25 protein-coding genes are annotated in these 22,841 nt (G+C 69.4%); 17 read left to right on the top strand and 8 right to left on the bottom strand.

The annotated features are described in order from the left end of the window. Window positions 1–56: 56 nt before the first annotated feature. Genes mutY through ftsY form a run of 3 tightly spaced genes read right to left on the bottom strand, consistent with a single transcriptional unit; the run spans window position 57 to window position 3,351 of the window. Window positions 57–1,124, bottom strand: a complete 1,068-nt coding sequence (gene mutY, locus LRK53_RS15255) for an A/G-specific adenine glycosylase (protein WP_027491070.1) — start codon at window positions 1,122–1,124, stop codon at window positions 57–59. Further along, on the bottom strand, window positions 1,121–2,194 hold the full coding sequence (locus LRK53_RS15250) for an AsmA family protein (protein WP_027491069.1): 1,074 nt from the start codon (window positions 2,192–2,194) through the stop codon (window positions 1,121–1,123). The genes mutY and LRK53_RS15250 overlap by 4 nt, the downstream gene beginning before the upstream one ends. 23 nt (window positions 2,195–2,217) lie before the next feature. Continuing rightward, a complete protein-coding gene (gene ftsY / locus LRK53_RS15245) occupies window positions 2,218–3,351 on the bottom strand; it encodes a signal recognition particle-docking protein FtsY (protein WP_037088715.1) in 1,134 nt (377 codons plus the stop codon). A gap of 74 nt (window positions 3,352–3,425) precedes the next feature. Between ftsY and rsmD the strand changes: the two genes are divergently transcribed. The 7 genes from rsmD to LRK53_RS15210 all read left to right on the top strand — a co-directional run bounded on the left by rsmD (window position 3,426) and on the right by LRK53_RS15210 (window position 9,445). After that, window positions 3,426–4,007 carry a 16S rRNA (guanine(966)-N(2))-methyltransferase RsmD gene (gene rsmD, locus LRK53_RS15240; protein ID WP_027491068.1) on the top strand — a complete coding sequence of 194 codons (582 nt, stop codon included), beginning with the start codon at window positions 3,426–3,428 and terminating at the stop codon, window positions 4,005–4,007. Window positions 4,008–4,035: 28 nt separating this feature from the next. Then, window positions 4,036–4,587 (top strand): pantetheine-phosphate adenylyltransferase, encoded by a 552-nt coding sequence (coaD, locus tag LRK53_RS15235; protein WP_235642365.1) that lies wholly within the window; start codon window positions 4,036–4,038, stop codon window positions 4,585–4,587. Further along, window positions 4,580–5,083, top strand: a complete 504-nt coding sequence (locus LRK53_RS15230; RefSeq protein ID WP_027491066.1) for a hypothetical protein — start codon at window positions 4,580–4,582, stop codon at window positions 5,081–5,083. The genes coaD and LRK53_RS15230 overlap by 8 nt, the downstream gene beginning before the upstream one ends. Before the next feature lie 92 nt (window positions 5,084–5,175). Continuing rightward, window positions 5,176–5,436: a YfhL family 4Fe-4S dicluster ferredoxin gene (locus LRK53_RS15225; RefSeq protein WP_027491065.1), complete on the top strand. Its 261-nt coding sequence runs from the start codon at window positions 5,176–5,178 to the stop codon at window positions 5,434–5,436. Then, entirely contained in the window at window positions 5,433–7,157 is a 1,725-nt protein-coding gene (gene ggt / locus LRK53_RS15220) for a gamma-glutamyltransferase (protein WP_027491064.1), read from the top strand. The genes LRK53_RS15225 and ggt overlap by 4 nt, the downstream gene beginning before the upstream one ends. 381 nt (window positions 7,158–7,538) lie before the next feature. Beyond that, complete coding sequence (locus LRK53_RS15215; RefSeq protein WP_027491063.1) at window positions 7,539–8,411, top strand: MBL fold metallo-hydrolase; 873 nt, start codon at window positions 7,539–7,541, stop codon at window positions 8,409–8,411. After that, window positions 8,411–9,445 (top strand): TMEM43 family protein, encoded by a 1,035-nt coding sequence (locus tag LRK53_RS15210; protein WP_235642364.1) that lies wholly within the window; start codon window positions 8,411–8,413, stop codon window positions 9,443–9,445. The genes LRK53_RS15215 and LRK53_RS15210 overlap by 1 nt, the downstream gene beginning before the upstream one ends. Window positions 9,446–9,470: 25 nt before the next feature. Here the strand turns inward: LRK53_RS15210 and LRK53_RS15205 are convergent, their stop codons facing one another. The 5 genes from LRK53_RS15205 to LRK53_RS15185 all read right to left on the bottom strand — a co-directional run bounded on the left by LRK53_RS15205 (window position 9,471) and on the right by LRK53_RS15185 (window position 13,761). After that, window positions 9,471–10,754, bottom strand: a complete 1,284-nt coding sequence (locus LRK53_RS15205) for an EAL and HDOD domain-containing protein (protein ID WP_027492138.1) — start codon at window positions 10,752–10,754, stop codon at window positions 9,471–9,473. A gap of 107 nt (window positions 10,755–10,861) precedes the next feature. Next, window positions 10,862–11,308 carry a flagella synthesis protein FlgN gene (locus tag LRK53_RS15200; protein WP_027492137.1) on the bottom strand — a complete coding sequence of 149 codons (447 nt, stop codon included), beginning with the start codon at window positions 11,306–11,308 and terminating at the stop codon, window positions 10,862–10,864. Further along, entirely contained in the window at window positions 11,305–11,628 is a 324-nt protein-coding gene (flgM, locus tag LRK53_RS15195; RefSeq protein WP_037089290.1) for a flagellar biosynthesis anti-sigma factor FlgM, read from the bottom strand. The genes LRK53_RS15200 and flgM overlap by 4 nt, the downstream gene beginning before the upstream one ends. Window positions 11,629–11,731: 103 nt before the next feature. Beyond that, window positions 11,732–12,460: a flagellar basal body P-ring formation chaperone FlgA gene (gene flgA, locus LRK53_RS15190; RefSeq protein WP_235642363.1), complete on the bottom strand. Its 729-nt coding sequence runs from the start codon at window positions 12,458–12,460 to the stop codon at window positions 11,732–11,734. Beyond that, complete coding sequence (locus tag LRK53_RS15185) at window positions 12,457–13,761, bottom strand: methyl-accepting chemotaxis protein (RefSeq protein WP_027492135.1); 1,305 nt, start codon at window positions 13,759–13,761, stop codon at window positions 12,457–12,459. The genes flgA and LRK53_RS15185 overlap by 4 nt, the downstream gene beginning before the upstream one ends. A 236-nt stretch (window positions 13,762–13,997) precedes the next feature. Here LRK53_RS15185 and LRK53_RS15180 point away from each other — a divergent pair, with 236 nt between their 5' ends. The 10 genes from LRK53_RS15180 (at window position 13,998) to flgJ (ending at window position 22,782) form a co-directional block, all read left to right on the top strand. Continuing rightward, entirely contained in the window at window positions 13,998–14,936 is a 939-nt protein-coding gene (locus LRK53_RS15180; protein WP_235642362.1) for a chemotaxis protein, read from the top strand. 169 nt (window positions 14,937–15,105) lie between these two features. After that, window positions 15,106–15,510 (top strand): flagellar basal body rod protein FlgB, encoded by a 405-nt coding sequence (gene flgB / locus LRK53_RS15175; RefSeq protein ID WP_027492134.1) that lies wholly within the window; start codon window positions 15,106–15,108, stop codon window positions 15,508–15,510. Next, window positions 15,510–15,929: a flagellar basal body rod protein FlgC gene (flgC, locus tag LRK53_RS15170; RefSeq protein ID WP_027492133.1), complete on the top strand. Its 420-nt coding sequence runs from the start codon at window positions 15,510–15,512 to the stop codon at window positions 15,927–15,929. Before flgB ends, flgC begins: the two co-directional genes overlap by 1 nt. A 34-nt stretch (window positions 15,930–15,963) precedes the next feature. Next, window positions 15,964–16,602: a flagellar hook assembly protein FlgD gene (locus LRK53_RS15165; RefSeq protein ID WP_235642361.1), complete on the top strand. Its 639-nt coding sequence runs from the start codon at window positions 15,964–15,966 to the stop codon at window positions 16,600–16,602. 36 nt (window positions 16,603–16,638) lie between these two features. Continuing rightward, window positions 16,639–17,862 (top strand): flagellar hook protein FlgE, encoded by a 1,224-nt coding sequence (gene flgE / locus LRK53_RS15160; RefSeq protein WP_027492131.1) that lies wholly within the window; start codon window positions 16,639–16,641, stop codon window positions 17,860–17,862. A gap of 158 nt (window positions 17,863–18,020) precedes the next feature. Beyond that, window positions 18,021–18,761: a flagellar basal-body rod protein FlgF gene (gene flgF / locus LRK53_RS15155; protein ID WP_027492130.1), complete on the top strand. Its 741-nt coding sequence runs from the start codon at window positions 18,021–18,023 to the stop codon at window positions 18,759–18,761. A 49-nt stretch (window positions 18,762–18,810) separates the two neighbouring features. After that, window positions 18,811–19,596 (top strand): flagellar basal-body rod protein FlgG, encoded by a 786-nt coding sequence (flgG, locus tag LRK53_RS15150; protein WP_027492129.1) that lies wholly within the window; start codon window positions 18,811–18,813, stop codon window positions 19,594–19,596. Between the two features lie 152 nt (window positions 19,597–19,748). Beyond that, window positions 19,749–20,423, top strand: coding sequence for a flagellar basal body L-ring protein FlgH (flgH, locus tag LRK53_RS15145; protein WP_027492128.1), 675 nt, complete (start codon window positions 19,749–19,751; stop codon window positions 20,421–20,423). A 197-nt stretch (window positions 20,424–20,620) separates the two neighbouring features. Beyond that, window positions 20,621–21,712, top strand: a complete 1,092-nt coding sequence (locus LRK53_RS15140) for a flagellar basal body P-ring protein FlgI (protein ID WP_027492127.1) — start codon at window positions 20,621–20,623, stop codon at window positions 21,710–21,712. A gap of 14 nt (window positions 21,713–21,726) precedes the next feature. Next, the gene (gene flgJ / locus LRK53_RS15135; protein ID WP_027492126.1) at window positions 21,727–22,782 is read left to right on the top strand and encodes a flagellar assembly peptidoglycan hydrolase FlgJ; all 1,056 of its coding nucleotides are present in this window, start codon (window positions 21,727–21,729) and stop codon (window positions 22,780–22,782) included. Window positions 22,783–22,841: the final 59 nt, after the last annotated feature.

Genomic DNA, 22,841 nt, shown 5'->3' with positions numbered 1-22,841 from the left:
GTACGCGATGCTCTTATGTCGATCGAAGTGGAGAGCATCGCGCACAGGGTGCGCTCCTACACGATGTTTTGGAGCTGGATGTTCTGGAGCAGGGTGCGGACTGGGGCGGGTAGTCCCAGTGCGCCCAGTTCGTCGGCATCGCACCAGCGCAGCTGCGGATTATCGGCGATGCCGCGCTGCGCTGTCGCGTGGTCGAACAGCAGCGGCTCGATGGCGAGCCGGTAGTGGCTGAAGACGTGGGTGAACGGGGCTAGCGCCTGCGCGTCGTCGACCCGTGCGTGCTGCTGCGCGATGCGCCAGGCGCCATCCGGGTCGCTGGCCTCGGGCAGGCTCCACAGGCCGGACCACACGCCATGCGGACCGCGCCGTTCCAGCAGCACGCGGCCATGGCGGTCGCGCAGGACCAGCATCACGGTGGCGCGGGTGGGAATGGATTTCGCCGGTTTGCGGCTGGGCAATAGCGCGGTGAGGCCGTCGCGGCGGGCGACGCAGTCGGCGGCCAGCGGGCAGGCTTCGCAGTGCGCGCGCGCGCGCATGCAGACGGTGGCGCCCAGATCCATGATCGCCTGGGTGTAGTCGGCCACGCGGGCCTTCGGCGTGTGCGCCTCGGCGTGTTGCCACAGCTGTTTTTCCACCGCGCTGTCGCCGGGATAGCCGTGGATGCCGTGCCAGCGCGCCAGCACGCGCTTGACGTTGCCGTCGAGGATGGGGAAGCGCAGCCCGTGCGCCTGGGCGAGGATCGCGCCAGCGGTGGAGCGGCCGATGCCGGGCAGGGCGGCGAGTGCGGCGAAGTCGCGCGGCAGTTCACCGTCGTGCCGTTCCGCGCAGATCAGTGCGGCGCGATGCAGGAAGCGCGCGCGACGGTAGTAGCCGAGGCCCGACCACAGCGCCAGCACGGTGTCCTCATCGGCGGCGGCAAGATCACGCAGGGTGGGCAGCGTGCGGACGAAGCGTTCGAAGTAGCCGATCACGGTGGCCACCTGGGTCTGCTGCAGCATCACCTCGGACAGCCATACGCGATAGGCGTCGCGCCGACCGTCGTCGAGCGCGTGCTGCCAGGGCAGGTCCTTGCGGCCGTGCCGGTCGAACCAGCGCAGCAGGCGGGCAGCCAGCGATGCACTCATGGCGATGGTTTGCCGGCGACAGGCTTGCTCGCCGGCGCGGCGACCGTGGCGGCAGCCGCGGGCACGTCCGTGCCGGCACGGATGGTCAGGCCTTCGATGCTGATGCTGCCGGCCTGCAACTGCGCGATCTCGGCGTGGCCGCTGCCCGGCGGCACGCTCAGCTGCGGCCCCTGCGGGTTGTCCAGCTGGCTCCACCAATGCGCCAGCGCCAGCGGCGGCAGGCGCAGGTCGGCGTGATTGGCGGGGCCGTCGAGCTTCAGCGCAAGCAGCAGTGGATTGCTCTGGTCGGCAGGAGTCAGCAGCAGCGAGACGTCGTACTGGCCGGCATTGGCCTGGTCGAGTTTGCCGGCGAGGTTGGCGGCGGCGTCGGCGGCGCCATGCCAGTGCGCGTTGCCGGTGAGCGCTAGCGTGGTCGCGCTGCCCTGCGACAGGTGCAAGGTGATGTTGTCGAGCTGCAGCGCGTTGCCCTCGATGCGTGGCGTGGCGGACAGCCGCAGCCGCAGTGGCGTGCCCGCGGCGGTGGTGGCGGACAGGCTGAGCGGGAACGGTTGGCCGGAAACCAGGCTGCCGGCTTCGAGCGAGACATTGCCGAGCAGCACCTGGTTGCCGCGCACCACGCTGCCGCGGCTGACGCTGACACCGGTGTCGATGCGCGGGATGTTCGGCGGCACGCCGTCGGGCTGCGCGGGCAGCGCGGCGAGCCATTCCTGCAGCGCGTCGAGGTCGACCCGCGGCGACTCGATGTGCAGTTGTGAGATGACCGTGGGGCCGCCCAGCACGGTATGCCACGGCAGCACCAGCTGGCCGTGTGCGGCCAGCAGGATCGGTGCGCCGGCGCCTGCGGCATTGAGCGTGATGCCGTCCAGGTCCAGCGCCGGCCGCGGGAACAGGGTCGGGCTGGCCGGGCTGGCCAGGTTCAGTTCGAGTCCGGCGCTGCGCGCCTGGGACTGCAGCATGTGGGTGAAGCGTTCCGGCTGCAGCAGGATATAGACCGCGATCACCGCGGCCAGCAGCAACGCCAGCGCGAAGCCGCCGAGGACCAGCAGGGTCAGACGCAGTCGGCGCGGCATGCGCTCAGCCTCGCCGGCATGATTCAGTCATGGCCCTGCGCCCCGCCGCCGAGGCTGGCCGGCAGCAGACCGTCGACGAACGCCGCGGCTTCGAACGGACGCAGGTCGGTGGCGCTTTCGCCCAGGCCCACGAAGCGGATCGGCAGGCCGAACTCGCGTGCCAGCGCGAACACCACGCCGCCCTTGGCGGTGCCGTCGAGCTTGGTCACCGCCAGCCCGGTGACGCCGACGATCTGGCGGAACTGGCGCACCTGGCTGACCGCGTTCTGGCCGGTGGTGCCGTCGATCACCATCAGCACCTCGTGCGGCGCGTCGGCGTCGAGCTTCTTCAGCACGCGGGCGATCTTGCCCAGCTCGTCCATCAGCCCGCCCTGGGTGTGCAGCCGGCCGGCGGTGTCGGCGATCAGCAGGTCGGCGCCGCGCGAGCGCGCGGCCTGCAGCGCGTCGAAGATCACGCTGGCGGCGTCGGCGTCCTGGCCCTGCGAGATCACCGGCACCGCGTTGCGCTTGCCCCAGGTCTTCAGTTGCTCGACCGCGGCGGCGCGGAAGGTGTCGCCGGCGGCCAGCATCACCGCGCGCTGCTCGTCGCGCCAGCGGCGCGCCAGTTTGCCGATGGTGGTGGTCTTGCCGGCACCGTTGATGCCGACCACCAGCACCACGAACGGCTTCCTGCCGTCTACCTGCAGCGGCTGCTCGACCGGCTTGAGCAGGGCCAGCAGCGCCTGGCGCAGCGCGGCCAGCAGCGCCGGCGCGTCGGCGAATTCGCGCTTGTGCATGCGCTTGCGCAGGCTCTCGACCAGCTCGGTGCTGGCCTCGATGCCGACGTCGGCGGTGATCAGAGCGGTTTCCAGCTCGTCGAGCAGGTCGTCGTCGAGCTTCGGATGGCGCACGAACAGCGAGCCGAGGCTGCGTGCGAAGCCGCTGTCGGCCAACCGTTCGCGCCAGCTGCGCCTGGTCGGCGCCGCCGCTTCGGCAGCCACGGCGGCCGGCGCCACGAAACGCTCGGTTTCAGGCCGGGTTTCCGCCGGCGCGGCGATTTCGGCCAGCGCCTCGTGCAGCACGCCGTCGCCGCTTTCCGGCGCAACGGCGGCGGCGTGCTCTGCCTGCTTGTCGGCGGGCCCCGCTTCGGTGGGCTTTTTCTTCCAGAACTTGAGCATCGCGGCGGTGATTCAAAGACAATGGGCGGCATGCTAACACTCCAACCTGTACTGGCCGCTGAGGGCGCGACGGCATGAACGGTGCGCGCCGCAGCGCGTCGGGGCGCATCCGCATCATCGGCGGCAGCCTGCGCAATTCGCGGCTGGAAGTGCCGGAGCTGCCCGGCCTGCGGCCCACCCCCGAGCGGGTACGCGAAACCCTGTTCAACTGGCTGGCGCCGGTGCTCGGCGGCGCGCGTTGCCTGGACCTGTGCGCCGGCACCGGTGCGCTCGGCATCGAGGCGCTGTCGCGCGGCGCGGCCAGCGTGCAGTTCGTCGAGCGTGACAGGCAGGCGGCGCAGGCGCTGCGCGCAAACCTCGCGCGGCTCAAGGCCGACGGCGGCCAGGTGGCGGCGCTGGAGGCGGAGGCGTTCCTGCACGGCGCGGCGCAGGTGTACGACCTGGTCTTCCTCGACCCGCCGTTTGCGCTGCAGTTGTGGCCGACGCTGGCGCGCCAGTTGGAACAGGGCGGCTGGCTGGCCGAACGGAGCTGGATCTACGTGGAGTCGCCGCGCGGCCAGGCCCCGACCCTGCCGCCGACCTGGCAGCTGCATCGCGAGGGTCACGCCGGCGAGGTGCGCTTTGCGCTCTATCGGCGCGCGCTTCCGTTAAGCTAGGGCCACAACCACTGCCGCTTCCCTACTCGTGAGCAAAACTTTGGGCAACTCGCGCCTGGCCGTCTATCCAGGCACCTTCGATCCGATCACCAACGGGCACACCGACCTGGTGACGCGCGCCGCGCACCTGTTCGATCACGTGGTGGTGGCGGTGGCCGACAGTTCCAACAAGGGTCCGGGTTTCAGCATCGGCGAGCGGATCACCCTGGCGCGGCTGGCGCTGGCCGACCTGCCGAACGTGGAGGTGCGCGGCTTCGATTGCCTGCTGGCCACCTTCGTGCAGGAGGTCGGTGCCGGCGTGATCATCCGCGGGCTGCGCGCAGTGTCGGATTTCGAATACGAATTCCAGCTGGCCAGCATGAACCGGCATCTGATTCCGCAGGCGGAAACGCTGTTCCTGACGCCGGCCGAACAATACAGTTTCATCTCGTCCTCGCTGGTGCGCGAGATCGGTCGCCTCGGCGGCGACATCTCCAGTTTCGTGCATCCGGCGGTACAACAGGCCATGCGGCAGCGCTGGCAACAGAGCCGTTCCGACTTCAACAAGCAACCCGAAACAAAAGGTGACCACCATGCGTAAGTTCGCTCTCATCGCTGCCCTCGCGCTGACCGCCAGCCTGATCCTGAGCGCCTGCGGCAAGCAAGAATCCGCCGAGCAGGCCGGCCGGCAGACCAGCCAGCAGGCGACCAAGCCGACCGACCCGAACGACACCAAGGCGTGGAACGCCTACCTCGGCCAGATCGTGCAGAACAACATGCAGGGCATGAAGGCCGACCGCCCGTACCCGTACCTGGTGCCGGGCGGCGATTCGGAGGAGGCGGTGGCGGGTCGTGGCCGTCAGCTGTCGAACGTGGAGGACACCGTGGCTCGCGGCGTGCTGCCGGGCAACATGCTGGTGTTCGCCGGCCCGGATTCGGCCAAGACCGCGGACCTGGTGGCTGCGGCGTTCAAGGATGCCAAGCCCGGTTCGTTCAAGGACGTGATCGTCCTGTTCATCGGCGACCAGGCCGACCAGCAGCGCGTCGATGACGTGCTGAAGCCGACCGGCGCCACGGTGCGCTTCGTCGCGATGTAAGCACGCCGCCGCGGGTGCAGGTGGGGGAAGGGGAGGCTGCGCGGTGGCCGTTTCTCCTTCCCGTTTCCCTCGTCCGCCGCGGCTCCGACCCCATGTCCCTGAAGATCCTCGACACCTGCGTCAATTGCGACGTCTGCGAACCGGCCTGCCCGAACCAGGCGATCTCGCTGGGCGAGGAGTTTTACGTGATCGACCCCTCGTTGTGCACCGAATGCGTCGGTCATCATGACGAACCGCAATGCGTGGCGGTATGCCCGGTCGAATGCATCGTCAGCGATTCCGAGCATGCCGAATCGCGCGAGCAGCTTGAACTCAAGTACCGTCAGCTGATGGCCAAGGAGTCCGCGGCATGAGGTTTTCCATGAACTGGCGCGTGCTCGCCCTGAGCCTGCTGCTGGCTGGCGGCAGCGCGTTCGCCGCCGATGTCACGCCGAAGGCGGCGCCGCCCGCACCGGCCCACGCCGCGTCGCTGCGTCCCGGTCACGCGGCCGTCGCCAGCGCGAACTTCCACGCCACCGAAGCCGGCCTCGAAGTGCTGGCCAGGGGCGGCAATGCGTTCGACGCGGCGGTGGCGGTGGCGGCCACGTTGTCGATCGTGGAGCCGGAAAGCTCCGGCACCGGCGGCGGCTTCATGGCCGTGCTGCACCTGGCGAAGGACGGCCGCGACGTCTTCATCGACGCGCGCGAGACTGCACCGGCGGCAGTGAACCCGAAGGATTACCTCAACCCGGACGGCAGCCCGAACCGCGACGCCGCGCTGCGCGGACCGCTGTCGGCCGGCATTCCGGGCCAGCCGGCCGGGCTGGCGCTGCTGTCCAGCCGCTATGGACGGCTGCCGCTGGCGCAGTCGCTGGCGCCGGCGATCCGCATCGCGCGTGACGGCTTTCAGCCGGACGAGCGCCTGCGCGGCGCGATCGCCGGCACGCAGAAGGATCTCGAGCGCTGGCCCGCGTCGGCCGCCAAGTACCTGCCGGGCGGCAAGCCGCCGGCGGAAGGCGCGGTCTGGCGCGACCCGGACCAGGCGCGCACGCTGGAACTGCTCGCTGCGCACGGTCACGACGGTTTCTATCGGGGCGAGGTCGCGCAGAAGCTGGTCGAGGCGGTACGCGCCGCCGGCGGCAACTGGACGCCGGCCGACCTGGCCAGTTACCAGGCCAAGGAGCGCACGCCGATCAGCGTCGACTACCGCGGCTACAGGATCGTCACCGCACCGCCGCCGTCCTCCGGCGGCGTGGCGATCGCCGAGATCCTCAACATCCTGTCCGGCTACGACCTGACCAAGATGGATGCCGCCACGCGCGCGCACTACATCATCGAGGCGATGCGCCGCGCGTTCCGCGACCACAACGACTACCTGGGCGACCCGGACTTCGTGCAGATGCCGCTGGACATGCTGCTGTCGCCGTACTACGCCGCCGGCCTGCGCCAGGGCATCCTGCCCGACAAGGCCACGCCGTCGTCGATGCTGCCGCGCGCCGAGGCGCCGGAGCCGGGCATGCACACCACCCACTTCTCGATCATCGACGCCGACGGCAACATGGCCGCGGTGACTTCCACGGTGAACTACACGATGGGTTCGGGCTTCGTCGCCGCCGGCACCGGCGTGCTGCTCAACGACGAGATGGACGACTTCGCGCTGGTGCCGGACAAGCCGAATGTGTACGGCCTGCTAGGCAGCACGGCGAACGCGCCGAAGGGCGGCAAGCGCATGCTGTCGTCGATGTCGCCGAGCATCGTGATTGGCGCCGACCGCACCGCGGTGATCGGCTCGCCTGGCGGCTCGACCATCATCACCCAGGTGCTGGAAGGCATCCTGCATTTCATCGACGGCGAGAGCGCGCAGCAGATCGCCGCGCACAAGCGCTTCCACCACCAGTACCTGCCGGACGTGGTGATGGTGGAGGACAGCACGTTCGACGCCGCCGCCAGCGAGGCGCTGACGAAGATGGGCTATACGTTGAAGCCGCGCGAATCGTGGGGCTTCATGAACGTGGTCACCTGGGACCGCAAGGCCAACCGGCTCGACGCCGCCAGCGACCCGCGCCGGCCCTCGGGGCTGGGCAAGGTGCAGTAGGCCCTTCGAAAACTGGCCATTGCTCGTCATTCCGGCGAAAGCCGGGATCCAGCGCCCAGGGTTTCGGTGAGCCAGAGTCACTGGGTCCCAGCTTTCGCTGGGACGACGGTCCAAATCGAGGTTTTTTCGAAGTTCCCAGCAAGGTCAGACCATGGAATTGTTCTTGCTCACCGGCAATTCGCAGCAATTGGACGGCGGCGCCATGTTTGTTCGGCCCATCCATGGGCCTCACCCTTCGGGCCAGCCTTCGGCTGTCCAAATCCGCTCCTTGCGGATTTGTGTTCGGCCCATCCATAGGCCTCACCCTGCGCTGCGCGCAGGGCCGCCTGCGGCGTCCGGATTCGTTCCTGACGAATCCGTGGCAACGCGAGGTATCTGAAAATGGAACTCTGGTCTCTGCTGGGCAACTCACAGCAATTGGACGGCGGCGCCATGTTTGGCAACGCTCCTCGGGTGCTGTGGTCGCGCTGGATTGCGCCGGATGCGGAGAACCGGATTCCGCTGGCCTGCCGCTGTTTGCTGGTGAAGGATCTGGGCGGGCGCAACGTGCTGTTCGAGACCGGCATCGGCGCGTTCTTCGAGCCGGCGCTGCGCGAGCGTTACGGCGTGGTCGAGTCGCGGCATGTGCTGCTGGATTCGCTGGCCGAGGCCGGGCTCGGCCACGAGAACATCGATGTGGTGGTGCTGTCGCACCTGCACTTCGACCATGCCGGCGGCTTGCTGGCGGCGTGGGAAGAGGGCCAACCGCCGCGGCTGCTGTTCCCGAACGCACAGTTCGTGGTGGGCGCGGAGCACTGGCGCCGCGCGCTGCAGCCGCATCCGCGCGACCGCGCCTCGTTCGTGCCGGAGCTGCAGCCACTGCTGGAAGCCAGCGGCCGGCTGGAGCTGGTCGATGGCGAACATTCGCGGACGCTGGGCGAGTCGGTGCGCCTGTTCTTTTCGGATGGCCATACGCCCGGCCTGATGCTGGCCGAGGTCGGCGGCGTGGTGTTCTGCGCCGACCTGATCCCCGGCCGCTTCTGGGTGCATCTGCCGATCACCATGGGCTACGACCGCTACCCGGAGAAGCTGATCGACGAGAAGCGCGTGTTCCTGGAGGACAAGCTGGCGCGCGGCGTGCAGCTGTTCTTCACCCATGACCACGATTGCGCGCTGGCGCGGGTGACCCGCGATGGGCGCGGCCGCTTCGGCACCGCCGACGAGCAGCGCATCCTGCGCGGCATGCCGCCGCCCCGCCAGGCGGAAGCGGGCTGATGAAAGGGCGCAGGACGGGCTCCCTGCAAGGGCTGGCATGGAACGTCATCGGTGCGCTGCTGCTGCTGGCCGGCATCGGCCTGGCGGCAACCACCGAACGCAGCCTGCTGAACTACCGCGTGGTAGCCGGCCTGCATGGTGGCGCGGTGATCGACCTCGGCACCAACTCGCCGCCAGCCGGCGGCGAGCACGGTGCGATGGCGCGCGTGACCGGTACGCCGACGGTGGTGGAGGCGCCGCGCGATCCGGATTTCAACCTGCGGGCGAATACCCCGGTGCTGGTGCGCCATGTGGAGATGTTCCAGTGGCGCGAGGTGCGCGTCGGCAGCGGCGTGCACTACGAACTGGACTGGGTCGACCACCTGCTCGACGCCGACCGTTTCGAGGAACCGCAGGGCCACGCGAATCCGGTTGGCTTCCCGCTCAGCGGTAAGCAGTTCGACGCCGGCCTGGTGCGACTCGGCGGGTTCGGGTTGGGGCCCGTGCTACTGCATGCGATACCGGGCACGCAGCAGGTCACGCCGGACCCTGGTGCACTGCCGGCGAACCTGGCGGTCAGCTTCAGTCGCTACCAGGACTACCTGGTGACCAGCGCGCGGCCGGGCGACCCGCGGCTGGGCGATGTGCGGGTGAGCTGGAGCGAGGTGCCGCTGCAGGAGCTGACCGTGGTCGCGCGCGTGGATGGCGACCGGCTGGTGGCGGCCACCGAAGCTGCCGACGGCAAGGGTTACGTCGTGCAGGTCGGCGACGTGCCGGTGCTGGACATCTTTCCGGATCTGCCGGTTCCACCGGAGTTCGTGACCGGCTGGCGGATCCTGGCGGTGCTGCTGGCGTCGCTGGGGGCGTTCGTGCTGCTCGCGGTCCAGCGTAACCGGTGCGAGCCGCTGCTGGCGCTGGGCCTGGCGGCGCTGGCCGTGGGCATCGTAGCCGGCGTGCTCTGGCTCGGCAACGACACGCGCAACATGCTTGGCTGGCTGGCGCTGGCGCTGTGCGGCCTGCTGCTCACCGGCTGGCGACTGCGCCGCGTGCGTTGAACGCGCGGGGGCTTCGCGTCTTCCCTCAGGCCGTCGCCGACTTGCCGTCGGCCGAGGCGAACACCTGATCGGCCCACTGCGTGGCACCCAGGTAGATCGTGGCCATGCGCTGGATGCGCTGCGGCACGGCGTGCTCGCTGGTCAGCTCGCCGGCTTCCCAGGCGAGGATCTGTTTCAACAGTGGCGCGAACGGCCCGCCGCGGCCGGTCAGCGCATCGCTGATCTCCGGCACCAGGCGCAGGTGGGTCAGCAGGAACTCCATCGGCGCGCACATCAGGGTATCGAGCAGCGAGAACAGGCCCACGGTGAAGGCCATCTCCGGATAGCCGTTGGGCATGCCGGTGGCCAGCTCCTCGCACATGTGCGCGCGGATCAGCGCGGCGCGCAGCAGTTCCGGCGGACGGTCGTCCATGCTGCACATGGACATGGTGTCGATCCAGTTGCGCATGCGCATGACACCGAAGAAGATCGCCGCCTGCTGCACCGACTTCAATTGCCGCGGCAGCGCGAAATAGGCCGAGTTGACGCAGCTGAGCAGCTTGTAGCTGAGTACCGCGTCGTCGCGCACAATGTTGCCCAGCTCCACCGGGCCGGGGTTGCTTTCCTGCAACACGCGCATCAGGCGCAGCATGCTCAGGCGATTGGCGGTGAGCACGGGTACCGCCACCGGTTGCGGGATCAGCAGGTAGCGGCCCTGGATCGCCTTCAGCGGCAGCTCCAGGCAGCGTTCGTAGGAGAGATGGTCGTTGACGTGGCCGGCCACCACCTGGATGCCGCGCTGGTGCAGCTCCCCGGCGCGTTCCTTCAGCCGTTCGGGGCTCAGGTGGCTGGCGTCCAGCCGCACCAGCTGCACCATCTGCAGCAGGGTTTCCAGCGCCAGGCTGCTTTCCAGGTCGGCGCCGGGCACGTCGAGCATGAACTGGCAGCCGCGCTGCGCCATCTGCTGCAGGTGCTTCATCAGCGGCGCGTCGGTAGCCACGTGCGGCAGCAGCACCACGCCGAGGCGCGGCTGGTGCAGCAGCACGTCGGAGTCTTCCGGCAACAGCTCGGCCGGCATGTTGAGGAATGCGCGGTTGCCGCGCACCAGCCGGGTCAGCGCGCCGTCGGTGATGGTCGACAGCACGCATTGCAGCAGGGTCTGCTCGTCGCCCGGCTCGCGGTGGAACACGATCTCGTAGGCGAACAGCTGGCGCTCGCGGTCGAGCATGGGCACGCGCAACACTGGCAGCGGCACCGAGGTCGGCAAGCCCTCGCGACCCGGCGTGCCGATGGAGGGGGAGGCAGCGGAGGAAGCGTTCGGTTGGCTCATGATCGGTCGTCGTGGTTGACGGTGGGCGCGCCGGGGGAGGGCTGCTTCGCAGTCAGTGGGGGGATCGTTTGCGTGGGCAGCCGGTGGCGTGGTCTCTCATCGCGAGGTCATACCGCCGCCAGCACCTGCGAGCGCAGGCTGGCATGCAGTTCGCCGGAGCGGCCGTAGAGTTCGTTCTCGCCGGCGTGGCCGGTCAGCACGGCCAGCGCGCGGCGCGTCTGGCTCAGCCGCTGGCTGACCACGCTGCCGTTGCGCTGGTTGAGCAGGTGGCAGTACTGCAGCCGCTGCACGATGCGGCTCCAGCCAGCCGCCGAGGCGGCCGCCACCGCCGGCTGCTCGGCCGCCAGCTGCCGACGCTCGGCGTCGAGCTGCTCCAGTTGCAGCATCAGCGCCTGCTTGCGCGTGCCGGCCTGGTCCAGCGCGTCGCTGTCGCGGGCGTCCAGCGCCGTGCGCTCGGCTTCGAGCACCTGCGCGAGCCGGTCGACCGCCTGCTGCATGTCGCCCAGCACCGCGGCCAGCGCGTCGTCCAGCTCGTGCTGCAGCGGACGGTTCATGCCTTGCCCGTGCCGCCGAGCTGCTGTTCCAGCGCGAGCATGCGGTCGGCGATGCGCCCGGCATCGACCTTGTAGCTGCCGTCGGCCAGCGCCTGGCGCAGGCGTTCCACCCGCGCCGCGTCGATCACGGTGCTGTCGTCGGTCCGGGCGGCTTCCTGCAGCGCGAGGGCCGAGTCGGTCAGCTTGAGCTGGTCGCCGGCCTTGGGCACGGCGCTAGCGGCATCCGCCGAACCGCTGGCCGTGGTGGCCGGGCCGTTGCCCGCGCTGCCGGTGGTCTGCGTGAACTTCGGCAAGCCGTTGTTGGAAATGGTCGTATTCATGGGTCCGTGCTCGCTGGGGTGTGGCCCTGTAACCGACAGATCGGCTGCAGTCGCGGAAACTTTAGCGGTGAATGGCGGGCGTGGCGGCGCCGGCTGGCGGCGCTCATGGCAGCGCGACCACCGTGCCCGGGGCGCTGACCATCGCGTCGACCACCTTGCCCGAGCTTTCGTTGCGCACCCGTAGGCGGGCGCCGTTGTCGCCGCTGCCCATCGCCACGCCGGTCGCGCGTACCTCGATGCCGTCGAGCCTGGCCACCATCTCCACGCGGTCGCCGGCACGCACCATGCGGCGGCCGCCCAGTGCGCCGGGCGAAAGCACGCTGCCCTGCGCCAGCGAGCGGGCCAGCGTGCGGCCGGCCACCTGGGCGAGGTTGTCGATGTAGCCGTAGCCGAGCCGGGCAACGTCGCGCTCCTCCGCGTGCACGTCTGCGGCGCCCAGGCCGTCGCCGCGCAGCAGCGGCCGGCTGGTCACCAGCACGTGGCGGAACAGTTGCAGCTGCAGCGGCACGCGCACGGTCCAGCCGCCGGGTTGCGGGCAGCGCACCGGCACGGTCAGGCGCGACGAGGTCGCCGCATAGACAGGCACCACGGCGCGCAGCGGTTCGCGGCAGGCGTCCAGGCGCAGGCGCAGGTCGAGCGGCGCGGCGCTGACCACCACCCGGCTGCCCGGCAGCGCGTAGTGCTCGCGCACCGCCTGTTCGGCCGCGGCGCGTACGCTGTCGGGCGATTGCGTGGTGGCGGTGGTGCCGTCGGCACGGGCACTCTGCGGCCACGCGCCGAAGCCCAGCGCGGCGAGCAGCAAGCCGGTGACGAGGAGCCCGGTTTTGCTCATGCGTCCGCCAGCAAGGCGCCGAGTTGTCCGAGCAGCGCTTCGCGATCGGATTCCATCTGCTGCGACAGCGTGGCGGCCTGTTCGAGCTGGCCGTCGCAAAGCAGGGTGACGAAGCGGTTGCCCTGTTCGCACAGGCGGCTGCCGCTGCCGCTCAGGCCGGCGCTGGCGGGGTGGCCCTGGTACAGCGCGCCCAGTCGGTCGGCGCTGCGGTTGATCGCGTGGGTATCGAACCAGCGCCGATCCAGCGCGCCCGGTTCCAGCAAGGCCAGCTCCGCTGCCTGGCGCAGGTTCAGCGACGCCTCGCGCAGGGTCAGGCTGAGGCTGGCCGGGTCGCGGCCGCTTTCGCCTTCCAGCCAGTCCAGCCCCAGCCGGTGCGCCAGCAGGGCGGCGCGATGCAGCGCGTCGGACTGGCGCCGCGCCTCGTTGCCGCGGCGCTGCAGCGCGCCGAGCGCAGCCTGCGCCGCGGTGGCGCGCGCGTGCTGCACATCGTGGTTCTGCTGCAGCTTGTGGATGCGCGCGCCGGCGGCCTGCACGGCTTCGCCGCCTTCGCGCAGGGTGGCGCCGGACTGGCCGACGCCGGCCTGCGCGCGCTCCAGTTGCTGCAGGCTGTGCTGCACGTCACCGTCCAGCTGCAACGAAAAATCGCCGATCGAGCCGGTGACGGCCTCGATTTCGGTGGTGGTGAGCGTGGTTTTTTCCGCCAGCTGCTTGACCTCGTCGGCGACCACGGCGAAGCCGCGGCCCGCCTCGCCGGCACGCGCCGCCTCGATCGCCGCGTTCAGCGCCACCAGGTTGGTCTGGTGCGCGATCTCCTGCACCACGCCGATCAGCTGGCGGATCTGCGCTACCTGCTCGGCCAGCTTGCTCTGGTTGCGGTTCATCGCCGACAGCGCGCTGCGCAGCAGGCGCAGCTGGCCATCGAGCTCGCTGACGCTGCGTTCGCCGGCCTGCCCGGCCTGCCTGGCCTGGTCGAGTTCGGTGCCGATCTGCTGCAGCGCCGTCGAGATACCGGCGCTGCCATCCGTCAAACGATCGACGCTGCCGCAGCCCTCGCCGGCGGCCTTGGCCAGCGCCGCCTGTTCGCGCGACAGCTGCTGCACTGCGCCAAGCACCAGACTCTGCTGCTCCACGGTCTGCAGCGCCACCGAGGCAGGCGGCCGGGCGGCGACGCGGGCCAGCAATGGAGCCAGCACGTGCGCCGCGCGCGGATACCGCCGTCGCAGCGCGGCGACTTTCGCGTCGTCGCCCGCGACGGCGGCCTCCACCAGGGCAGTGAGGTGCGTGGTCCAGGTCAGGCTCATGGGGCGGAGGTCACCTTGGGTATGTGGCGCGGAAGTGCAACCGCTGCATCGACAGCAAGCTGCGAAACTTGAGGAAGCAAGTCGCATGCCAGTGCGGCGAAGAGCGCACCCCTCCCGGTCGGTACACCCTGCTGCGCAGGGAGGGAGCGAAGCACGGCAGCGCTCAAGTGCGCCGTGTTGCGGCCGATAGCCACCGCGTACGGCCGCGGCGGCGGCAGCGCACCCGAGGAGAGCGCATGGGCGGCACGTTGCTGGAAAAGGTGGAGCAGCACACCCGGCTGGCCGGGCACAACCGGGTGGCCATGCTGCTGTTCCGGCTGGGCGACGAGCAGCTGTTCGGCATCAACGTGTTCAAGGTGCGCGAGGTGCTGCGCCGTCCACCGCTGGAGCGCATGCCGGGCGTGCACGCCTTGCTGGCCGGTAGCTGCGACTACCGCGGGCAGACCATTCCGGTGATCGATCTGGCCGCCGCACTTGGCTACGCGCCGCTGCGCGAGGTGGCTTCGGCGCATCTGATGGTGACCGAATTCAACCGCTCGGTGCAGGGCTTCCTGGTGGCGGACCTGCAGCGCATGGTGCAGTGCGCGGGCGAAACCCTGGTAGCGCCGCCGAGCAACCTGGGCTTCGGTGCGCGGGTCAATGCGGTAACCCGCATCGACGGCGCGCTGATGGCGGTGGTCGACGTGGAGCACGTGCTGGCCAGCATCGACGCCCCGCCGGCCGAGCTGTCCATGCAGATGCAGCGCGCCGCCGACACCCGTGCGCTGTCGCCGCGACGGGTGATGGTGGTGGACGATTCGCTGATCGCGCGCCGCCGGCTGGTCGGCTTGTTCAAGCAGATGAACATTGAATGCGTGGTGGCGACGGATGGCCGCGAAGCGCTCGAGCGCCTGCAGGAACTCGCGGCGGGCGACCCCGCCGATGGCGTCAGGCTGGTGGTGTCGGACATCGAGATGCCGCGCCTGGACGGCTACGCGCTGACCCGCGCGATCCGCGAGACGCCGGGCCTGCGCCAGCTCAAGGTGGTGCTGCACAGCTCGCTCAGCGGCATCTTCAACGAGGCGATGGTGAAGGAGGTCAAGGCCGACCGCTTCGTCGCCAAGTACCAGCCGGACCTGCTGGCGCAGGCGGTGCTGGAGCTGTTGCCCGAGCCGGCAGAAGTGTCGGCGCGCTGACTCCGGCGCGGCTGGCGCCAGCAGTGCGTCAACAATCCGTCTTTTCGCCGGCGGCGCCCTCGCGGTGTCGCGGGCACGGCTTCGCCAGCCCAGTTGCAGCAACGCTTTCCCCGTGGTGGCATGCAATTTGCCTCCAGCTCCGTGCGGCAACTGCACGCGGAGCAAAGCGATGTCCCTGACCCCTGACAACCTGTTCGGTATCCACACCCGGGCTCTGGACCTGTGGCAGCGCCGCACCGAGGTGCTCGCCAACAACCTGGCCAACGCCGACACGCCCGGCTACCTGGCCCGCGACATCGACTTCCGCAAGGTGCTGGCGGACGTCGGCGGCAGCCAGGGCGAACTGCCGCTGCAGACCACCGCCGCCGGCCAGATCGGTACGGCCGGGCCGGTGGCCGACGGCGTGCTGGCATACCGCGTGCCGACCCAGCCGAGCATGGACGGCAACACCGTCGACGCCCAGGCCGAGCAGGCTGCGTTCGCCGCCAACGGCGTGCACTACCAGGCCAGCCTTTCCTTTATCACCGCGCGGATCCGCATGTTGCGCATGGCCATCAACGGAGGTCAGGGCTGATGTCACTGTTCTCGATCTTCAACGTAGCCGGTTCCGGCATGGCGGCGCAGTCGCTGCGCCTGAACACGGTGGCCAGCAACCTCGCCAATGCCGACAGCGTGGCGACCACGCCGGACGCGGCCTACCGCGCGCGCGAACCGCTGTTTGCCGCCGTGAAGAACCGGCAGGACGGCGGCGGCGATGCGCCAGGCGAGGGCGTGCAGGTGCTCGGCGTCACCGAGAGCCCGGCGGCGATCCCCAGCCGCTACGAACCCGGCAACCCGCTGGCCGACGCCGACGGCTACGTCTACAGCAGCAACGTCAACCCGGTGGACGAGCTGGTCAACATGATCTCTGCCTCGCGCTCGTACCAGAACAACGTCGAGGTGATGAATTCCACGCGCCAGCTGATGCAGAAGACGCTGGATCTTGGCAAGTGAGGCAGCTACCGATGAGGCACACGGCATGAGCGGCATGAATGTTTCGAACGTGGGCGCCAGCGCCGGCCAGGCGGTCCGCGCGGGCAAGGACAAGACCCTCAGCCAGGCTGACTTCCTGAGCCTGCTGACGCAGCAGATGCGCAACCAGGATCCGACCAAGCCGACGGATTCGTCGCAGATGGTCAGCCAGCTGGCGCAGATCAGCCAGGTCTCGGCGACGCAGGCGCTGCAGACATCGTTCGACGACCTGAGCAAATCGATGCAGGGCAACCAGATCCTGCAGGCCAGCGGCATGGTGGGGCGCAATGTGGTGGTGCCGTCCGCGGCCGGCACGCTGCGCGACGGCGGTATAGACGGCGCGGTGAACGTGCCCGACGGTCGCGGTCAGGTACTGGTGAAGATCAACGACACGCAGGGCAACGTGCTGCGCACGATCAGCCTGGGCACGCCGCCGGCGGGGCTGGCGCGTTTCCACTGGGACGGCATGGGCGACGATGGCCGGGCGTTGCCGGCGGGAACCTACGGCCTCGCGGCGCAGGCCGGCAACACCGCCGTGGCCACCTACGCCAGCGGCAAGGTCACCGGCGTGGGCATGACCGGCAGCGACGGTGTCTATCTGGATGTGGACGGTTTTGGCGGTGCCCTGCTGAGCCAGGTTGCGCAGATCAACTGACGGCCCCGCGGGGCTTCAATACAGAGGAATTATCCGATGCCTTTCAACATTGCCTTGAGCGGTCTCAACGCGGCCTCAAAGGATCTGGAGGTTACCGCCAACAACATCGCCAACACTGCCACCACCGGCTTCAAGGGCTCGCGCACGCAGTTCGCCGAGCTGTTCAACGCCGCCGGCCCCAACCTCAGCTCCAGCCAGACCGGCAGCGGTGTGCGGCTGACCAACGTGGCGCAGCAGTTCACCGCAGGCAGTGTCGAGACCACCAACAACAGCCTGGACTTCGCCATCAGCGGCAACGGCTTCTTCACCGTGCACGACGGCAAGGGCTATTCCTATACCCGTGCCGGCGCGTTCCAGAAGGACCAGAACGGCTACGTGATGAACGCCAGCGGCCAGCGCCTGCAGGTGTTCCCGCCGGTGGCCGGCGGCACGTTCGATACCAGCACGCTGACCGACCTGCAGCTGTTCACCGCGCAGAACGCGGCCAAGGCCACCGGCACCGTGCAGATGTCGCTGAACCTGCCGTCGGACGCCACACCGCCGGCGACCCCGTTCAAACCGCTCACCGATCCGTCGAGCTACAACCAGGCCACGCCGTTCACCGCCTATGACTCGCTCGGCGCCACCCACAGCGGCGTGGTGTACTTCGTCAAGGACCCGGCGGCCAACGTGTGGAACGCCAGCCTGTACATCGATGGCGGCTCCACCGGCGCCTCGCAGCAGCTCACCTTCAACAGCAGCGGCGCGCTGGTGAAGCCGGCGAACGGCATGCTGAATTTCCCGGCGGTGTCGGTCAGCCCCGGCGCCAACCCGATGCAGCTCACCCTGGACATGAGCAAGGCCACCCAGTTCGGCAACGCCTACGCGGCCAGCGCGATCAACCAGAACGGCTACCCCACCGGCATCCTTTCCAGCATCGACGTGTCGCGCGAGGGCGTGGTGCAGGCCAAATATTCCAACGGCCAGACCTCCGCGCTGGGCCAGCTGGCACTGGCGCAGTTCTCCAACGAGCAGGGCCTGCGCCAGCTGGACAACACCAATTGGGCCGCCTCCTACGACTCCGGCACGCCGGTGATGGGCGCTGCCGGCGGCGGCACCTTCGGCAGCGTGCAGGCCGGCGCGCTGGAGGCCTCCAACACCGCCGACCTCACCGCGCAGCTGGTCAACATGATCAAGGCGCAGCGCAACTACCAGGCCAATGCGCAGGTGATCTCCACCGACAACCAGCTCACGCAGACCATCATCAATATTCGTAACTAAAGGCTCGCTGCCACCCGCCGCACCCGCGTTTCCTCGGCGTCATTCCCGCGAAAGCGGGAATCCAATTCGGCCGGGGAAGCCAAGGTCAGGATGGATTCCCGCTTTCGCGGGAATGACGTCCGGAAGGGGTCGCAACTCGCGAAGAACCGAGGCAATCCATGGATCGTTCGCTTTATGTAGCCATGACTGGCGCCACGCAGATGATGCGCGGGCAGTCGGAGGTGGCGCACAACCTGGCCAACGCCGACACGGTCGGCTTCAAGGCGCAACTGTCGGCGTTCCAGCCGCTGGCGGTGCAGGGCCCCGGCATGCCCACGCGGATCAACGGCGTGGCGCAGGGACTGGGCGTGGACCTGCGCGAGGGCGGCCAGATCGAGACCGGCCGCGAGCTGGACGTGGCCGTGCAGGGCGCGGGCTGGATCGCGGTGCAGGGTGTCGACGGCAGCGAAGGCTATACCCGTGCCGGCGAGTTGCGGCTGACTCCCGATGGCCTGCTCACCGATGCCCGCGGCAACCTGGTGCTGGGCGACGGCGGTCCGATCAGCGTGCCGCAGAGCGCGCAGGTGAACATCGGCGCCGACGGCACCGTGTCGGTGGTGCCGATGGGACAGGGGCCGGAAACGATCGCCGCGGTCGGCCGCATCAAGCTGGTCAACCCAGCCGCCGACCAGCTCGCGCTAGGCAGCGACGGGCTGATGCACCTGGCCGGCGGCGCCACGGCGGACACCGATCCCGCGGTCACCCTGAAGTCCGGCGTGCTCGAGTCCAGCAACGTCAACCCGGCGCAGACGCTGGTGCAGATGATTCAGCTGTCGCGCCAGTACGAGTTGCAGATCCGCGCCGTCCGCAGCGCCGACGAAAACGCGCAGTCGGCCTCGCGCCTGCTGCAGATGACCTGATCCCCATCGTTCAAACAGACATCCAGACATCCATTCGGAGTCCATCGACATGTTCTCATCCCTGTGGGTAGCCAAGACCGGCCTCGACGCGCAGCAGACGCGCATGGACGTGATCTCGAACAACCTCGCCAACGCCAACACCACCGGCTACAAGAGCGCGCGCGCCTCGTTCCAGGATCTGGTCTACCAGAACCTGCGCCAGCCCGGTGGCCAGACCACCGAGCAGACCCAGGCGCCGTCCGGCCTGATGCTGGGCACCGGCGTGCGCGTGGCCGGCAGCGAGAAGCTGTTCACCCAGGGCAACATCGAGCAGACCGGCAACTCGCTGGACCTGGCCGTGCAGGGGCGCGGCTTCCTGCAGGTGACCATGCCCGACGGCAGCATCGCCTACACCCGCGACGGCTCGCTGCACATGGATCAGAACGGCCAGATCGTCACCGCCAACGGCTACGCGCTCGACCCGGCCATCAGCGTGCCGGCCAACGCGCAGAGCATCACCATCGGCAGCGACGGCACCATCAGCGTGAGCGTGCCGGGCCAGGCCGCGACGCAGCAGATCGGCACGGTGCAGCTGGCCGACTTCATCAACTCGGCCGGCCTGCAGCCGAACGGCGACAACCTCTACCTGGAAACCGCCTCCAGCGGCTCGCCGCAGATCGGCCAGCCGGGCCTGAACGGTCTGGGCACGCTGGCGCAGGGCGCGCTGGAGTCCTCCAACGTCAACGTGGTGGAGCAGATGGTCGACATGATCGAGACCCAGCGCACCTACGAGATGAACTCCAAGGCGGTATCGGCGGCCGACTCGATGCTGCAGTTCCTCACCAACAAGACCTGAGGCGCGCCGTGATGCCTGCCCGTCCTTCCTCCCTCTCGGGAGTCCCGAACAACCTCTTTTCCCCTCGTCATTCCCGCGAAAGCGGGAATCCATGTTGCTGTTCCGCAAAGCCGCGATGGAATCCCGCTTTCGCGGGAATGACGGTGTCGGGTGTGCTCCGCGGCTCCCTCGTGCTCTGCGCGCTGGCCCTGCTGGCCGGCTGCGCCAGCGGCCCGTACGCGCGCGACGATACCGAGTGGGCGCCGACGCCGCCGCCCGCGCCGCAGATCGCGGCGGAGCAGGCCAACGGCTCGATCTATCACGACCAGCAGAACATGGAGCTGTTCGCCGACCCGCGCGCGCACCGCGTGGGCGACATCCTCACCGTGGCGCTGGTGGAAAGCACCCAGGCCAGCAAGAAGGCCAGCACCAGCACCAGCAAGACCGACAAGGCCAAGATCGCCTCGCCTACCGTGCTTGGCCAGAACCTGTCGATCGGCGGCAACGCGGCGAACATCGGGCTGGACGGCGAGCGCAGCTTCGACGGCGCCGGCTCCAGCACGCAGAGCAACCAGCTGGTCGGGCAGATCACGGTCACCGTGGCGCAGCGCCTGACCAACGGCAACCTGCTGGTGCGCGGCGAGAAGTGGTTGACCATCAACCAGGGCCAGGAGCTGGTGCGCATCTCCGGCATCGTGCGCCCGCAGGACATCGGCCAGGACAACGTGGTGCCGTCCACCCGCGTCGCCGACGCGCGGATCAGCTACACCGGCCGCGGCACGCTGGCCGACGCGAATACGCGCGGCTGGCTGTCGCGCTTCTTCAATTCGAAGTGGATGCCGTTCTGATGAGTGCTATGAACACCACATCACACGCTTCTGCTCCCTCCCCTGCTTGCGAAGGAAGGGGCATGGTCCTCGCGCCGCCCGCCTCCGCTCCCTCCCCTGCTCGCAGGGGAGGGTTGGGGTGGGGTGCTTTTGATCTTGACGTCAAAAGCTTTACCCCCTCCCAACCTCCCCCTGCATGCAGGGGGAGGGGCCTGATCATGGCCGCTCTGGTGTTCCTGCTGGGGTTTGTTGGCCCCGCCCGCGCCGACAAGGTCCGCGACCTGGTGCAGGTCGCCGGCGTGCGCAGCAACCAGCTGATCGGCTACGGGCTGGTGGTGGGCCTGGACGGCTCGGGTGACCAGACCACGCAGGCGCCGTTCACCACCCAGAGCCTGGAGAACATGCTGCAGCAGTTCGGCATCACCGTGCCGGCCAGCGCGCGGCCGCAGCTGAAGAACGCGGCCGCGGTGATGGTGACGGCGGATCTGCCGCCGTTCGCCAAGCCCGGCCAGACCATCGACGTCACCGTCGCCTCGATCGGCAACGCCAAGAGCATCCGCGGCGGCCAACTGCTGATGGCGCCGCTGCGCGGCGCGGACGGCAACGTCTACGCGGTGGCGCAGGGCAGCGTGGTGGTTGGCGGCATCAGCGCGCAGGGCAAGAGCGGCTCCAGCGTGCAGGTGAATATCTCCGCCAGCGGGCGCATCCCCAACGGCGCCTCGGTGGAACGCACGGTGCCCTCGTCGTTCAGCGGTGGCGGCGACCTGATGCTGAACCTCAACACCGCCGACTTCACCACCGCCACGCGCATCGCCACGGCGATCAACCGGGCCTACGGTGCCGGCACCGCGCAGCCGCTCGACGGCGGCTCGGTCAGCGTGCGCGGGCCGCAGGACCCGGCGCAGAAAGTGGCGTGGCTGGGCGTGATCCAGAACCTCGACGTGCAGCCGGGCGACGCGCCGGCGCGGATCGTAGTGAACTCGCGTACCGGCACCGTGGTGATCGGTTCGGACGTGCGGGTCAGCGCCGCCGCGGTGGCGCACGGCGCGATCCAGGTCACCATCAGCGAGCAGGCGCAGGTCAGCCAGCCGGCGCCGTTCAGCCGTGGCGGACAAACCGCGATCGTGCCCAGCAGCAGCGTGCAGGTCAGCGAGGAGGGCGCGCACATGTTCAAGTTCGGCCCCGGCGTGAGCCTGGACACCATCGTGCGCGCGGTGAACCAGGTCGGCGCCACGCCGAGCGACCTGATCTCGATCCTGCAGGCATTGAAGCAGGCCGGCGCGCTGCATGCCGACCTGGTGGTGATCTGAGCCGGCCCGCAATCATGACGCCCATCACCAGCAACGCGCCCGCACTCGACACCTGGACCGAACTGTCCGGCTTCCAGCAGCTGCGCGCGCAGGCGCGCAGCGACGAGGGCAAGAGTGCGCTGCCGGCGGTGGCCAGGCAGTTCGAGGCGATCTTCACCCAGATGATGCTGAAGTCGATGCGCGACGCGAACGCCAGCATGGGCAGCGACTTGGCCGGCAGCGAACAGGTCGACTCGTACCGCGAGATGTTCGACCACCAGCTCGCGTTGAGCCTGGCCAACGGCAACAACGGTCTGGGCATCGCGAAGATGCTGGTGCGCCAGCTTGGCGGCAAGCCGGCTGCCGCCGCCGACGCCCACGGCACGCTGCCGACGCCCGTCGCCGGTGTGCCCAATGCCGACGTGCGCGCGCTGCTGCAACTGGGCGCCGGCGACGATGCGAGCGACGCAACGGCCGGCATCATGGCCATGCCGTCGACGGCCGACGCCGGTTCGGCGTGGAGCCAGACGCTCGACCGCATGGCGCAGGGTGCGCTCGATGCGGCGGGCGCCGCGGCGGAACTGCTGCCGGGCGGCGACCCGGTGGGCTTCGTCCGCACGCTGGCACCGCACGCCGAAGTGGCGGCGAAGCAGCTGGGCGTGTCGGTGCGCGCGCTGCTGGCGCAGGCGGCGCTGGAAACCGGCTGGGGCAAGCACCTGCCCAGCCACCGCGACGGCAGCAGCAGTTTCAACCTGTTCGGCATCAAGGCCGGCGGCAACTGGAGCGGCGACAAGGTCAGCGTACCCACGCTGGAGTACGAGAACGGCGTGGCGGTGCGCCGGCACGATGCGTTCCGCGCCTACGACTCGCCGGCGGATGCGTTCGCCGACTACGCGCGCTTGCTGGTCGACAGCCCGCGCTATGCGCAGGCGTTGGGCCAGGGCGAGAACGTGGCCGGCTTTGCGCGGGCGCTGGTGCGCGGCGGCTACGCGACCGATCCGTCGTACGCGGCCAAGATCACCGCGATCGCCAACAGCCCGCAGATGCGCGAGGCGCTGGCGGCGCTGCGGCGGCCGGGCGAATTCAAGTGAACACGCGCCCGGCCGTTACCGTGACCACATGCCGCGTCCTTCCGGCGGCGCCCCAGTTG

The sequence above is a fragment of the Rhodanobacter thiooxydans genome (assembly GCF_021545845.1).
In the GTDB taxonomy this organism is placed as follows: Bacteria; Pseudomonadota; Gammaproteobacteria; order Xanthomonadales; family Rhodanobacteraceae; genus Rhodanobacter.
This window is presented reverse-complemented; position numbering and strand designations above follow the sequence as displayed.